Origin of the sequence: Xanthomonas euvesicatoria (assembly GCF_013112235.1) — a bacterium.
GTDB classification, from domain to species: Bacteria; Pseudomonadota; Gammaproteobacteria; order Xanthomonadales; family Xanthomonadaceae; genus Xanthomonas; species Xanthomonas euvesicatoria.
This window is the reverse complement of the sequence record NZ_JABFFS010000001.1, coordinates 187,863-202,725: the sequence shown is the minus strand read 5'-3', so window position 1 is coordinate 202,725 and position 14,863 is coordinate 187,863. Positions and strand designations below refer to the sequence as shown.

Annotated in this window: 10 protein-coding genes; 5 read left to right on the top strand and 5 right to left on the bottom strand. The window is 64.3% G+C overall.

Features of this window, described 5'->3' with window-relative positions; genetic code table 11:
* Window positions 1–57: 57 nt before the first annotated feature.
* From pssA to HLH45_RS00690, 4 genes are all read left to right on the top strand, one after another.
* Window positions 58–831: a CDP-diacylglycerol--serine O-phosphatidyltransferase gene (gene pssA / locus HLH45_RS00705; protein WP_008576987.1), complete on the top strand. Its 774-nt coding sequence runs from the start codon at window positions 58–60 to the stop codon at window positions 829–831.
* Window positions 832–853: 22 nt separating this feature from the next.
* Window positions 854–1,309, top strand: a complete 456-nt coding sequence (locus HLH45_RS00700) for an alanine acetyltransferase (RefSeq protein WP_008576989.1) — start codon at window positions 854–856, stop codon at window positions 1,307–1,309.
* Window positions 1,306–1,788, top strand: coding sequence for a ribosomal protein S18-alanine N-acetyltransferase (gene rimI, locus HLH45_RS00695; RefSeq protein WP_007964194.1), 483 nt, complete (start codon window positions 1,306–1,308; stop codon window positions 1,786–1,788). The genes HLH45_RS00700 and rimI overlap by 4 nt, the downstream gene beginning before the upstream one ends.
* A gap of 805 nt (window positions 1,789–2,593) precedes the next feature.
* Complete coding sequence (locus tag HLH45_RS00690; RefSeq protein WP_008576993.1) at window positions 2,594–3,727, top strand: pectate lyase family protein; 1,134 nt, start codon at window positions 2,594–2,596, stop codon at window positions 3,725–3,727.
* Between the two features lie 305 nt (window positions 3,728–4,032).
* Here HLH45_RS00690 and HLH45_RS00685 read toward each other — a convergent pair whose 3' ends face one another.
* The gene (locus tag HLH45_RS00685) at window positions 4,033–6,006 is read right to left on the bottom strand and encodes a transglycosylase SLT domain-containing protein (RefSeq protein ID WP_008576994.1); all 1,974 of its coding nucleotides are present in this window, start codon (window positions 6,004–6,006) and stop codon (window positions 4,033–4,035) included.
* Window positions 6,007–6,266: 260 nt separating this feature from the next.
* Between HLH45_RS00685 and HLH45_RS00680 the strand changes: the two genes are divergently transcribed.
* Window positions 6,267–9,146: a TonB-dependent receptor gene (locus HLH45_RS00680; RefSeq protein WP_046932845.1), complete on the top strand. Its 2,880-nt coding sequence runs from the start codon at window positions 6,267–6,269 to the stop codon at window positions 9,144–9,146.
* Between the two features lie 294 nt (window positions 9,147–9,440).
* On the opposite strand, the gene HLH45_RS00675 is transcribed toward HLH45_RS00680, so the two are convergent.
* From HLH45_RS00675 to HLH45_RS00660, 4 genes are all read right to left on the bottom strand, one after another.
* A complete protein-coding gene (locus tag HLH45_RS00675; RefSeq protein ID WP_008571797.1) occupies window positions 9,441–12,362 on the bottom strand; it encodes a valine--tRNA ligase in 2,922 nt (973 codons plus the stop codon).
* 198 nt (window positions 12,363–12,560) lie between these two features.
* The gene (locus tag HLH45_RS00670) at window positions 12,561–12,986 is read right to left on the bottom strand and encodes a DNA polymerase III subunit chi (protein WP_008571796.1); all 426 of its coding nucleotides are present in this window, start codon (window positions 12,984–12,986) and stop codon (window positions 12,561–12,563) included.
* Complete coding sequence (locus HLH45_RS00665) at window positions 12,986–13,357, bottom strand: hypothetical protein (protein ID WP_008571795.1); 372 nt, start codon at window positions 13,355–13,357, stop codon at window positions 12,986–12,988. The genes HLH45_RS00670 and HLH45_RS00665 overlap by 1 nt, the downstream gene beginning before the upstream one ends.
* Window positions 13,357–14,829 carry a leucyl aminopeptidase gene (locus tag HLH45_RS00660; protein WP_008571794.1) on the bottom strand — a complete coding sequence of 491 codons (1,473 nt, stop codon included), beginning with the start codon at window positions 14,827–14,829 and terminating at the stop codon, window positions 13,357–13,359. The genes HLH45_RS00665 and HLH45_RS00660 overlap by 1 nt, the downstream gene beginning before the upstream one ends.
* Window positions 14,830–14,863 lie beyond the last annotated feature (34 nt).

Genomic DNA, 14,863 nt, shown 5'->3' with positions numbered 1-14,863 from the left:
GCGCTGAACCAGCCAGCGCGCTACCGCCGGACAGACCTCAGGCCCTACACTTGGCGGATGGATGAGATGAGACCGCCCCCGCGCTCGCGCACGATTTACCTGCTGCCGAACCTGTTCACCACCGCCGGGCTGTTTTCCGGTTTCTACGCCATCATCGCCGCCGCCAATGGACAGTTCGTCCAGGCCGCCATGGCGGTGTTCGTGGCTGCGGTGATGGACGGGCTGGATGGCAGGGTGGCGCGTCTGACCAATACCAGCAGCGAATTCGGTGTGCAGTACGACTCGCTGGCCGATCTGGTCAGCTTCGGCATGGCGCCCGCGCTGGTGATGTACCACTGGTCGCTGTCGGCTTTGAAGTACGACAGTAGCGTGATGGGCCGGGTCGGTTGGTCGGCTGCCTTCCTGTATGCGGCCTGCGCGGCGCTGCGGCTGGCGCGCTTCAACACCCAGGTCGGCGTGGTCGACAAACGCTGGTTCATCGGCCTGGCCAGCCCGGCGGCGGCTGGTCTGATGATGTCCTTCGTTTGGGCCTTCGCCGACGACAGCCTGGGCTTCGATGGCGAGCAGCTGCGCTATGTGGCGCTGGCGGTCACGGTGGTGGCGGCGTTGCTGATGGTCAGCCGGATCCGGTTCTGGAGCTTCAAGGGCGGCGCGCGCGGCCCGCGTGCCGACCGCGTGCCGTTCCTGGCGCTGGCGATCGCCACGGTGGTGATTGCGCTGCTGGTGATCGATCTGGCGCGCTCGTTGCTGGTGATCGGGGTTCTGTACGCCTTGTCGGGTCCGTTGATGTGGTTGTGGCGACGCTGGCGGCGCGTGCCCGAGCTGCCATGAGCCGGTTTTTGTGAGCGAGGCGATGAGCGAGCCGATGTGGTCCGATCTGCAGGTGTCGTATCTGCAGGCGTTGGGGCACACCGTGTATCTGGACCGCGCTGCGGTCGACGCATTGCCGGCGCCTGTCGAGGTTGCCGAGCGCGCACCCACGGCCGCACCGACGCGTATGGAGCGTGCGCCGTACCCTGCAACGGCCAATGCGCCCGTTGCGCGGCGGAATGCACCGGCGGCACCGGCCCAAGCGCCCCGCGCGCCCAGCACTGCGCCAGCGTCGGCGCCGCAACGGCGCAGCCGTGTCGGCATGCCGGATCGCCTGCAGATGGCCTTGCTGCGCGCGTCCGGCTGCAATCCGGGCGATCCTGCGACCCAGGCCTTGATGGCCTCCTGGCCGCTGGCGGAACTGCGCGGCAATCCGGCCGCCAAGCGCGCGCTGTGGCCGCAGCTGCGCGCGCTGCGTCGGCGCCGGGACCCGGCGTGAGCGCATTGAACGCGCCGCAACCCACCTCGCTGCGCGCCATGCGCGAGAGCGACCTGGATGCGGTGATGGAGATCGAGCTGCGCGCCTATCCATTTCCGTGGACGCGCAACATCTTTCGCGACTGCCTGCAGGCCGGCTACCCCGGCTGGGTGATGGAGCAGGGCGGCCGTGTCATCGGCTATGGCGTGATCAGTATCGCCGCCGACGAGGCGCACGTGCTCAACGTCTGCATCGCACCGGAGGCGCAATCGCAAGGACACGGTCGCGTGTTGCTGCGCGCGCTGATCAAGGGCGCCTGCGATCGCGGTGCGCGGCGCGCGTTCCTGGAAGTGCGCCCGTCCAATCCATCGGCGATCGCGCTGTACCACTCCGAAGGCTTCAACGAAATCGGCCGGCGCCCGCGCTATTACCCATCCCACACCGGGCGCGAAGACGCGTTGGTGATGGCGATCGAATTGTTCTTCGAAGGGTTTTCCTGAGCGCACGCACTCGTCGTTGAGGATGCGGCTGGTTGGCGTCGCTGCGGTGCGCGGTTGCTGCGCTGGATGCCGGCGCTGATGGTTTTTCGATTCGATGCTTGCGCTGAGCGGTTGCATGACGCACCTGCGCATGGCGCGTGCGGTATCACGCTTGCCCAACGGGCTGGTCTTGCGCACTACCACGCGGCTTGATGAGGTCCGCAGCGACACGGTGGCCCAATTGATTAAGGGCAGCGCTGACCCATGCGTATCAAAACGCATGGGGTCAACACAATGCTGCGCCTGTGCAATCGATCCCAACGTGGTCATGTGGAATGCCGGCAACACTGCGGCGATGGGTTTGCGCTTCGCGCAGGGTGTTGGCAGATACGGCCGTCTGCGAGGTGGCGAATGTTTCGCCATGGGCCGATAAGCGCTTTTTTCGTTGCGGTTTATGTCCAATGCCGCAGCGCGGCAATGGATTGCAACGACGAGCACGTCGAAAAATACAGGTATTTGCACGGTGGCGTGCCTTCTCGCGTGGCACCCCGCATGGCGTGACACCCAATCTTGCTGCGTTGCAGTGTCCTTGCGCTGTCTCCGCGTGTCCTGATCGCAGCGTTTTGTCTCTTCTTTTGTGTCTCGCAAGCGTTTGCGTGATTACGCATGCATATCCGAAAAACGTCTAGATACAAGCGGTTGCAATGCTCCTAGTATCGGCTCCGCGGAATGGAATATTCCACAGCTGAATAATACGTTCCGAGTCTGCTGGACCAGGGGTGCGCCGCTGCGCGGCGCATCGAACCCATCTGAGGGAGAGATCAAGATGAAGCCGAAATTTTCGACGGCGGCCGCCGCGTCGCTGTTCGTTGGGTCGTTGCTGCTCACCGGCGTTGCCTATGCCGATGCGGCGTTGGAGGTTGCAACCACGGGCTGGGCAACCCAGAACGGCGGCACCAAGGGCGGCTCCAAAGCGGCTGCCGCCAATATCTACACCGTCAAGAATGCCGCCGAGTTGAAAGCTGCATTGAGCGCAAGCGTCGGTAGCAACGGACGCATCATCAAGGTCAGCGGCATCATCGATATCAGCGAAGGCAAGCCGTACACCAAGACCTCGGACATGAAGTCACGTGCGCGCCTGGATATTCCGACCAAGACCACCTTGATAGGCATCACCAGCAACGCGGAAATCCGCGAAGGCTACATGTACGTCAAGGCCAACGACGTCATCATCCGCAACCTCACCATCGAAAATCCATGGGACCCGGAACCGGTCTGGGACCCGGATGACGGCAGCGCCGGCAACTGGAATGCGGAGTACGACGGCCTGACCGTGGAAGGCGCCAGTAACGTGTGGGTGGACCATGTCACCTTCACCGATGGCCGCAGGACCGACGATCAGAACGGCACCGCCAATGGCCGTCCGAAGCAGCACCACGACGGCGCGATGGACATCAAGAAAGGCGCCAATTTCGTCACGGTCTCGTACTCGGCCTTCAAGTCGCACGAGAAGAACAACCTGATCGGCTCCAGCGACAGCGCGTCCAGCACCGACAGCGGCAAGCTCAAGGTCACCATTCACAACACCCTGTTCGAAAACATTTCTGCGCGCGCCCCGCGTGTGCGCTTCGGTCAGGTGCATCTGTACAACAACTACCACGTCGGCAGCACCAGCAATAAGGTCTATCCGTTCTCTTACGCGCATGGCGTGGGCAAGGAGTCGAAGATCTTCTCCGAGCGGAACGTGTTCGAGATCAGCGGTGTCAGCAGCTGCGACAAGATTGCCGCCGACTATGGTGGCAGCGTGTATCGCGATCAGGGTTCCCTGCTCAATGGCAAGGCGCTGTCGTGCTCGTGGAATACCAACATCGGCTGGACCCCGCCCTATACCTACAACCTGCTCTCGGCCGACAAGGTCGCTGCAGACGTCAAGGCCAAGGCAGGCGCCGGCAAGCTCTAACCGCCACTGGTTGCAGGGCTGCAAAGTCAGCGCCGCACGTCGTTGCACAACGCCCGCAGTGATGCGGGCGTTGTGCGTTCCGCGTGGCGATGTGGGGTCTCACGGAAGTAGCGGCGTTGCAACGGGCAGTCGGGAGCTGCTTGCAACACTCTTACCCATCCATGCCTATCCATGATCGCTGGACGCGCTGCAGGTACATCCTTGCCGGTCCCTGCGTGGCGTCCATGCTGCGTCAGCTGCCGTACGCAATGACGGCGCTACGCACTCGCCAAGGCCCTGCAACCGTGCAGGGCGCCTGGCGTCGCTCAATCCTGCGCGGTGTTATTGGCTGCCTGGCCCGGGGTACAGACCGGCTTCAAGCGCTTGTCCACCAGCTTGCCCATGAGCCGGTCGCTGAGCGGCAGCATGTCGCCGTTGAGGCGCCAGTCGTAGATCACGCTGAAGGCCAACACGCGCGCGACATAGTCGCGGGTTTCCTTGTAGCTGATGGTTTCGATCCAGAAGTCCGGCTCGAAATTCGGCCGCTGCGACTGCCAGCGCCCGGTGGGGCCTGGACCTGCGTTGTAGGCGGCAATGGTGAGGTAGGGCAGTCCGTAGGTGTTGAGCAACTGGCGCAGATACGCCGTGCCGATGGCGATGTTGGTGTCCGGCTCATAGAGGCTGGTGGCACCCGCATAGCCGGGCAGGGCGATCCCCTTGGCGACGGCCGCGCCAGTGCCAGGCAACACCTGCATCAGGCCCATTGCGTTGGCCGGCGAGCGCGCGCGCGGATTGAAGATGCTTTCGGCACGAATTTCCGCAGCCACCCAGGCTGGGTCGATCGCATTCTTGGCGGCCTCGCGACGAATGCTGTCGTCGTGGTGCAGCGGAAAACGCAACGCATACAGCCGTTGCTCGTCCGGCTGCTTGCCGAGCGCGAACACCGCACGGTCGAACCAGCCGTTGTCGCCGGCAACTTCCACTGCCAGACGGCGCTGGGTGTCGTCGAAGCGGGTGGCGGCATCGTTCCATTCGGCCACGGCCCAACCGGGGCGGTCGATCTGAAATAACGCGATTGCGCGGACCAGGGCCGGGTCGCGCGCAACAGCGGCCTTCGCCTGCGCGCTGTCGTTGGGCTCCCAGGGGCACAGCCGGTAAGGCTGCTGCAGGCGGTCGGCGGCCAGGAATCCGTGGAAGGTCGGCGATTGCGCGGCGGCGCGATACAGCGGCTGGGCCGCCGCAGCAGCGCCGGTCTTTTCGGCCAGGCGGGCTTCGAAGTACTGCCAACGTGAGTCGCTGCGCTGGCTCGCCGGCATCTTGCGAATCGCGGCCAATGCCGCCGGCCAATCGCCGCGCGACATCGCCTCACGTGCACGCCATTCGTGCAGGCGTTCGTCGTAGGACGCCTCCGGTACGGCATTGAGCCGACGCGCCGAGTCCGGCAGGTACGAGGCGACGGTCCACAATGCGATCTGGTACAGCACCTGCCCACGCTGCGCCTGGCTGAAGCCGAGCGCACCGGCAAGTTGCGGTAGCTGCTGCTCGGCAGCGTCGGGATCGCTCTTGGCCAACTTGGCCAGCCCGTCCACCGCGATGCGGCGGCTGCGCTCGGTCTTGGGCCAACCTAGTGCACGTGGGTGGACCTTGTCGAGAAATGCAGCGTAATCGGTGGCCAGGGCCAGATCGGCGGCGGGTAGCCCGCGTGCGGCCGTACGCATGATTGCAGGCTGTTGTGCATCGGCAGCAGCTTCCACACGTTCCCAGCGCAGCGCCGGTGTGAGTTCACCGCGCGATTCCAGCCCGGCAACCACTGCATCGCAAGCATCGGGCAGCGCCTTGCCATTGCGCCACAGCGTCAGCGCATCGCGGCTCCATTGGGCATCGGCCTTGCCAGTGGCCAGGCGCGCAGTCAGTTGCGCGCAGCGCAGGCCGACGTTGTCGGTGGACTTCCAGTTGGCCAGCAGCGTGTTCCAGTCCTGCCGCCGCGCCACTGCCGGCAACCATGTGCTGCGGAAGCTTTCAGCCACAGGCTGGCCGGCGTAGCGCTGCAAGAATGCTTGCGCCTGCGCGTTGGAGACAGTGTCGATAGTGCGCTTGAGCGTGGCAAATTCCAGCCATCCATACAGCGGATGGCGGCTCAGCGCAGCGAGCTGACCGGCATCGGTCTGGCCGCGCTCTGCGGCCGCGATGGCATCGCGCATGGCAGTCAGCTGCGGGTCGAGGGTTTGCGCATGCAATGCGGTGCTGCCAAGGCACAGCAGGCCGATGAAAACAGTGGCAAGGTGGGGGGCATAAGTCATGAAGTGATGATACCCAAGCACGCCTGAGCGCCTGAGTGAATGCGCGTCGCTTGCGCGTGATGGTGAGGACGGTCTTCGCTTGCAAGCGCTATGGATTGAGCACGCGCGTGCGTGCAGATGACACCTTGTTGCGACCGCTGCCGCGCGGTGCGCTGCTGCACCGCCAGTTGCGGTGCGTTAATGTTTCGTTTAAGAATTGGGAAGGACCGCAGGGCACGGGGGCGTGCGGACACTCAAGAATCCTTCTGGAGAGAGAAAGGATGAAGCGTCTGATTGGCCCCCGTTGGTCATGCCTGGCCGTGCAGTTGTCGTTGTGTCTGATTCCCACACTGGCCTGGGCGCAACAGCCCGAGGCCGCACCGAACACGCGCACGCTCGACAGCGTGCAGGTCACCGGCACGCGCATCAAGACCGCGGAATTGCAGGGCCAGGTACCGATCCAGACGCTCAATCGTGCCGATATCGAACGCACCGGCCTGACCTCCATCGGCGAAGTGCTGCAGGAGCTCACCGCGTCCGGTTCGGCGCTCAACGCCAAGTTCAATTCGTCCGGCAACTTCGGCTTTCCGCCCGATGGCAGTGGCGTGGGTGCAGGCTCGGCGCAGGTGGATCTGCGCCATCTCGGTTCCAAGCGTGTGCTGGTGCTGGTGGATGGCATTCGTTGGGTCAACGAATCCTCCGCCTCCGGCGTGGGTTCGTCGACCGATCTCAACACCATTCCGCTGGCGATCGTCGAGCGCATCGAAGTGCTCGAAGACGGCGCATCGTCGCTATACGGCTCGGATGCGATTGCCGGTGTGGTCAACATCATCACCCGTCGCACGTTCGACGGTGCGCAGGTCACGCTCAACTACGGGCAGTACGGCAAGGGCGATGGCGCCAACCAGGGCATGGATCTGGCCTGGGGTAAAAGCGGAGAGAATTTCAGCCTGTTTTTGGGCGCCAGCTACGTCAAACAGGATCCGATCTATGCGCGCGATCGTGCGCAGGCCCGCTTCCCGATTCCTGGCACCGGGCTGACCTTCGCCAGCTCGGCAACGCCGGATGGCCGCTTCCAGTTCGTCGATCCCAACACCGGCGTGCGCCAGAACCTTACGCCCAATGCCGGCGTGGGCACACCGCAATACGATGGCGGCGGCGGTTGCACGCGCAGCGACGACTATCACTGCTTCGGCACCGCAGACCGCTACAACTTTGCCGAGCAGAACCTGTTGCTGACGCCGTCCGAGCGCAAGGGCGTGTTTGCACAGTTCCGCTATTACTTCAACGACGACGTGCAGTGGTACGTCAAGGCGTTGGGCAACCGGCGCGAATCGACCAACCAGGCCGCACCGGAGCCCATCTTCCTCGGGCCCGATGCCGGTACCGGCAACCCGTTGGCCGACAATATCGTGATCTCCGCGCTCAATCCGTTCAACCCGTTCGGATTCGATCTGGATTCGGCCACCAATCTGATCCAGATCGGTCGCAGGCCGGTGGAAGGCGGGCCGCGGCGTTACGAGCAACAGGTCGATACCCAATATTTCGGCACCGGCCTGGTCGGCACGTTCGAAGGCGCAGGGCGGACCTGGTTCTGGGACGTCAACGGCATGTACAGCAAGAACAAGGCCGAGCAGACCAACTACGGCAGCTACAACCTCTACAACATCAACCTGGCGCTAGGCGACCCGGCTGCCTGCGCGGCCGTGGCCGGCTGCGTGCCGCTGGATATCTTCAGCGGTGCCGGCAGCATCACGCCGGAGATGTTGCGCTGGATCCAACCGGTGGTGCGCGACCGCAGCCAGAACGAATTGAGCCTGTTCACCGCCAACCTCAGCAGCGAGTTGTTCCAGTTGCCCGGCGGTGCGGTGTCGTTCGCCAGCGGTTACGAATACCGCAAGTACGAAGGCTCTTATCAGCCCGATCCGCTCACCGTGGCCGGGCGTTACAACGGCGTGCCCTCCTTACCCACGGCAGGCAGCTACGACGTCAACGAAGCCTATCTCGAACTCAATATTCCGATCTTCGCCAACTCGGCATTGGGCGACAAACTCGATCTGAATATCGCCGGGCGCTATTCGGACTATTCGACATTCGGTGGCGAATTCACGCCCAAGTACGGCCTGCGTTGGCAGGTCACCGATGAGTTCGTGTTGCGCACCAGTTATGCCGAAGGCTTCCGGGCGCCCACCATCGGCGAGCTGTTCGGTTCGGCGGCGCGTGCGGACCTGCAGTTGTCGGATCCGTGCTCGATCGGTCTGGGCGGTACGGCGCCGCGCGGCAGTGCGGCTAGCTGCGCAGCACTCGGTGTGCCTGCCGGTTATCAGCAGGCCAACCAGCAGATCTCGGTCACCACCGGCGGTAACGCGCAACTCGATCCGGAGCGTTCGCGCAGTTTCAGTGCGGGCTTCGTCTTCAGCCCGGGATTTGCGAGCGATGCCAGCTGGTCCGACCGCCTCGACCTGGAGGTGACCTTCTATCGCCATCATGTGGATGGCGCGATCCAGGCGATCAATGCGCAGACGCAGCTGGATCTGTGCGTGGATACGCTGGATGCGTTGTACTGCGATGGCATCGGGCGGGCATCCACCGGCGGCATCAACGCCTTCAATAACCGCTTGACCAACCTGGGCTCGATCAAGACCGACGGCTGGGACGTGGATCTATTCTGGACCTTGCCGCAAACCGCATTCGGGCGCTTCAAACTATCGTGGCAGAACACCTTGGTAGGCCGCTACGAGGCGCTGGGTGCGGCGGGCCAGCGACAGCCGCAAGGCCCGGGCATCGAGGTGGTGGACAGCGCAATTCCGGAGTGGACCAGCAACGCGGTATTGGATTGGTCGCTGGGTAACTGGACGGCTTCGTGGACTGCGCGGCACATTTCCAAGCTCACCGAGCAGTGCGGTGACGCGGTGGAGTTTGCGGTGTGTTCGGATCCGTCGGTGGGAACCAACCGCTTGGATGCGATCACCTATCACGACGCGCAAGTGGGCTATCGCATCGATTGGCTCAAGGGCCTGCAACTCACGGCCGGCCTGAACAACGTCTTCGACAAGGATCCGCCGATCTGCCTGTCGTGCTCCCTCAATGGTTACGACGCATCCACCTACGATATTCCCGGCGGACGCTTCTGGTATGCGCGTGTGGATTTGAAGTTCTAGTCCAACGGTGCCTGGCTGGTGCGATGCGTTGGCAAAACGGCACTGGTGCTGCGGCTTTCCTGCAGGGTCCTCGCCCGCCCACCATCGCAGGACACGCCGCAAGTACGTCCTTGTAGGCTCCTTGGCAGCATCCATGCCGCCAAGGGTCCCGCGACGGTGGGCGGGCAAGGACCAGTCGAGCTGGTCGGTGCGCATGTCTGCAATCAAGACATGACGGACATGCTGATGTAACGGCTGGTCCCGCAAGCGGCGAGGGCACTACGCCCTCGATACGCTAGCAGCTGATCAACCGCTTCAGATCTTGGCGCGCTGCTCGCGCAGGCCGGTGAGCTGCGTGGTCCAGTCGTTCAAGCGCGCACGCTCTTGTTCGACCACGGCGGCCGGTGCGTTCTGCACGAAGGTGGCGCTGCCGAGTTTGCCGTTGCACTTGGCGATCTCGCCTTCCACGCGCTTGATTTCCTTGTCCAGGCGAGTGCGTTCGGCATCCATGTCGACCAGGCCTTCCAATGGCACCAGCAGCGTGAGTTCGCCGACGATGGCGGCGGCCGACGGCGGTGTGTCCTGGCCAGCGTCCAGCCAGTCGATGCGTTCGAGTTTGAGCAGGAACGACAGCTGCGAGGCGAAGCGGGCAACGCGCGGGCGGTCGTCGGCAGTGCCGGCCTGCAGCAGCAGGCGCACCTGCTTGGACGGTGGCACGTTCAATTCGCTGCGCACGCGACGCAGCGCCGACACCATCGACTTGAGCCATTCGACATCGGCTTCAGCGGTGGCATAGCTGCTGGTGTCGACATCGCCGGGCTGCGGGAAGCTCTGCAACGAGATCGTCGCAGTGGTGATGCCCAGGCGCGGCGCGACCTGCTGCCACAACTCTTCGGTGACGAACGGGGTGAGCGGGTGCAACAGACGCAGCAACGACTCCAGCACATACAGCAGCGTGTGGCGCGTGCTGGCGGCCGCGTCGGCGTCCTGGTTGTTGAGCGCCGGCTTGGCCAGCTCCACGAACCAGTCGCAGAACGCGTTCCAGGCGAATTCGTACAACGACTGCGCGAGCAGGTCGAAGCGATAGTTGGCGTAATGCGCGTGGGTTTCTGCGGTGGCCTTGTCCAGGCGCGCCAAAATCCACTTTTCCGCTTCGGTGCGCGGCTGCGGCACGCCGGTAAAGCGTGCGCCTTCGGTGTTCATCAACACGAAGCGCGTGGCGTTCCACAGCTTGTTGCAGAAGTTCTTGTAGCCCTCGGCGCGGCCCAGATCGAACTTGATGTCGCGGCCATGCGTGGCCAGCGCGGCGATGGTGAAGCGCAGCGCATCGGCACCGTGGGCGATGATGCCGTCCGGGAATTCCTTGCGCGTGGCTTTTTCGATCTTCTCGGCCATGCGCGGCTGCATCAGGCCATGGGTGCGCTTGGCGACCAGATCCTCGATGCTGATGCCGTCGATGATATCCAGCGGATCGAGCACGTTGCCCTTGGACTTGGACATCTTCTGGCCTTGCGCATCGCGAATCAGGCCGGTGATGTAGACATCGCGGAACGGCACCTGGCCGGTGAAGCTGTCGGTGGCCATGATCATGCGCGCCACCCAGAAGAAGATGATGTCGAAGCCGGTCACCAGCACGCTTGAAGGCAGATAACGCTCGAAGCCGCGCTCGGCCATCGCCTGCGCATCCGGCCAGCCCAGCGTGGAGAACGGCCACAGCTGCGAGGAGAACCAGGTTTCAAGCACGTCGCTGTCCTGGTGCAGCGCAATCTCCGCACCCAGGCCATGTTTGGCGCGCACCTGCGCTTCGTCATGGCCCACGTAGCACTTGCCGGCCTCGTCGAACCACGCCGGGATGCGATGGCCCCACCACAGCTGGCGGCTGATGCACCAATCCTGGATGTTCTCCATCCAATGGCGATAGGTGTTGATCCAGTTCGGCGGCACGAACTTGATCTGGCCGCTTTCGACCAGCTCCAGTCCGCGCTTTGCCAGCGCATCCATCTTCACGAACCACTGGTCGGTGAGGTAGGGCTCGATCACCTGGCCGGTGCGATCGCCGCGCGGCACCTGCAGCTTGTGCGGTTTGGTTTCGACCAATCGACCTTCGTCCTCTAGATCAGCTAGGACAAGTTTGCGAGCTTCATAACGATCAAGATTCCAATACTTCTCTGGAATTCCTATGTCGAAAGGTAGAGCGTCGCGCTCCAAGGTCAAAATTGGCTCACGGGGGTTTTCAGTATCACGACGCTCGCGATAGCTAGAAAGGCCGATAATCTTTGCCTCTGGCGTGAGGATGTTGATCATCGGCAGCGAGTGCCGCACACCCACCTGGTAATCGTTGAAGTCATGCGCCGGCGTGACCTTGACCACGCCGGTGCCGAAGGCGCGGTCGACATAATCGTCGGTGATCACCGGCACGTGCCGGCCGGTTAGCGGCAACACGATGCGGGCGTCATGCAGCGTGAGATAACGCGCATCTTCCGGGTGCACCATCACCGCGGTATCGCCCAGCATGGTTTCCGGGCGCGTGGTGGCCACCACCAGATAATCGCGGGTTTCGCGCAGCGTCTCGTTGCCGTCGGCATCGTGCTCGACGTGTTCGTAGGTGACGCCATCGGCCAGCGGATAGCGGATCGACCACAGGAAGCCGTCTTCTTCGACGTTTTCCACTTCCAGATCCGAGATGGCGGTCTTCAGCACCGGGTCCCAGTTGACCAGGCGTTGGCCGCGGTAGATCAGGCCTTGCTCGTACCAGCGCACGAACGCTTCGTTGACCGCCGCCGACGGCTGCGGGTCCATGGTGAAGGTGCTGCGCGACCAATCGCTGGAGGTGCCCAGCCGGCGCATCTGGCGCTCGATGGTGTCGCCGGATTCGGCCTTCCACTCCCACACCTTGGCGATGAAGCCCTCGCGCCCCAGCGAATCGCGCGTTTGTCCCTTGCCTTCCAGCGCCAGATTGCGCGAGACCACCATCTCGGTGGCGATCCCGGCATGGTCGGTGCCCACCTGCCACAAGGTGTCGTAACCGCGCATGCGGTGATAGCGCACCAATGCATCCATCAGCGTCTGCTGAAACGCATGGCCCATGTGCAGCGTGCCCGTGACATTGGGCGGCGGCAGCAACACGGTGTACGGCTCACCCTTGCCGGACGGCACGAAATAACCGGCTGCCTCCCACTGCGCGTACAGGCGCGATTCGAAGGAAGAGGGGTCGTAGCTGGAGGCGAGGGTGGTCATAGGGGCGCCGGGATTCGTTGTTCGGGATTCGGGATTGGTTGCGTCATGGGGCCGGCGAGAGTCACCGGCAATCCACTCGTCAATGTCGGTGTTGGTGCTGCGGAGCGAAGATCGGCTGTCTGAGGTTGGATGCAGTCGTTGGAGACGCAAGATCTGCTTTACGAATCCCCAATCCCAACTCCCCAATCCCCGCCGCACTCACATGTCGTACTTGGTCAGTTCCAGGCCCAGGGCCTTGTACTGTTTCCAGCGTTCGCGCAGCGGTTCGCGGGCAGCGGGGTCGGCCGGCACCACTTCGAGCACGCGGTCGCAGGCGCCCAGATAGGGGTCGTCGCGCAGGTTGATCACCAGCGGGCGCGAGGGGGCGGCGAACTCCGGGGCTGCAATCAGCACCGGGGCCAGTTCGTCTTCCTCATCGGTGCCGGCGATCTGGTGCGGCACGTAGGCCTCGTCGTCGAACGCCCACAGCAGGTCGTCCAGCGCCTCGGCCTGCTGCGTATCGCGGGCCAGGATCAAGGTGGGCAGGTTGGCGTCGTTGGCCTTGCGCGCCAGCTCGCAGACCAGCCGCAGCGGTTCGTTGAGGAAGCGCGGCTTGGCGATCAGGTAGAAGTCGGCACGGGGCATCAGGCGGTCACAAAGCGGGAGGAGAGCAACAATTCGGTGGTCATGCCGGCGGCCACGAACAGGGCCGCACAGCCGAGCACGGCCAACAGCAGGCCGCCGAATGCGCGCAGGCGGCGCCCGGGCGGGCGCGAACGGTACAGGTACACCGGCAGGAACAGCACGGCCAAGGCCACGATGCCGATATTCATCCAGGCCGGCCGGCGGTAGCCAAGCCGGCGGCTGTCGGCCGCCAGCCACACAAACAACAGCAACAGCTGCACGACGATCCAGAGCAGATCGATGCCGGGGCTGGTCCAGCCCGGCACCGCGCTGGCGGCTCCGTTCACGACGGAGAAGCCAGCGATGAGCGCCAGTGCAGCGCGCGGCGACATCAGGCGGCGCGATCCAGCAACCACTGGGTCAGCAGACCGACCGGGCGACCGGTGGCCATGCCGCGCTTGCCTTCGTCGCTGGCCACGCCGGCGATGTCCAGGTGCGCCCAGCGCTGGTTCTCGGTGAATCGCGACAGGAAGCAGCCGGCGGTGATGGCGCCGCCCCAGCGGCCGCCGATGTTGTAGACGTCGGCGAAGGTGGAATCCAGCAGGCCCTGGTATTCGTCCCACAGCGGCAGGCGCCAGGCGCGGTCGAACACGTGCTCGCCGGCGGCCAGCAGTTCGTTGGCCAGGTCGTCGTGCTTGCTCATCAGCCCGGCTGTCTGGTGACCCAGCGCCACCATGCAGGCGCCGGTCAGCGTGGCCACGTCCACCAGCGCCTCGGGATTGAAGCGCTCGGCGTAGGTCAGTGCATCGCACAGGATCAGGCGGCCTTCGGCATCGGTATTGCCGACTTCGATGGTCTTGCCGGACATACTGGTGATCACGTCCGACGGGCGGTACGCGTTGCCGTCGATGGCGTTCTCCACCGCCGGCACCACCACCACCAGGTTGATCGGCAGCTCGGCCTTGACCGTGGCCACGAAGGTGCCGATGACGTTGGCGCCACCGCACATGTCGTACTTCATTTCCTCGATGCCGCCCTGCGTCTTGAGGTTGACGCCGCCGGTATCGAAGGTGATGCCCTTGCCGACCAGCACGTACGGGCGCGCGTCGCCGCCGCCGTTCCACTTCAGCACGATCAAGCGCGGGCGGTTGGCCGAGCCGCGTGCCACCGACAGCAGCGAGCCCATGCCCAGCGCTTCCATCTGCGCCTCGTCCAGGATCTCGGCTTCGGCACCCGGGAACTTGCCGGCAAATGCCGCGGCGGTCTCGGCCAGGTAGGCCGGGGTGCAGTAGTTCGGCGGCAGGTTGCCCAGCTCGCGGGCGAATTCCACGCCTTCGGCGGTAGCCACGCCCACGGCGAGCGCGCGGGCGTCGTTGCCGGCAATCGCCAGGGTGGTCAGGCCGGTCTCGTCCACCTTCTTCTTGCCCAGTGTGGCGGTGTAGCGGTAGGCGGCATGGTCGCTGACGGTCACCGCCTGGCGGATGTTCCAGGCCGCATCGCGGGCCTTGACGCTGAGTTCGGTCAGGGTGAGCAGGGCGGTGCCGACCGCGCCGGTCTTCAGCGCGCGGGTCGCATCGCCGACGGCCTTGAGGTAGGGCGCCACGCCGAACTTGCCGGCTTCGCCCAGGCCGACCACCAGCACGCGCGGCGCGGTGACGCCGGGCAGGTCGTGCAGCAGCGTGGTGCTGCCGGTCTTGCTGGCCACGTCGCCGCGCGCGACCAAGGCCGTCAAGCGACCCTGACTGGCGCTGTCCAGCGCCTGGGCAGCGGGCGAAAGGGTCTTGTCGGCGAACACGCCAACCACGATGCAGTCGACGGCAGCGCTTGCCGGCGCGTCTTGGTTCAGGGTGAATTGCAGGGCCATTGATCAGATTCCGTAGGCAAATCCGTACAATCGC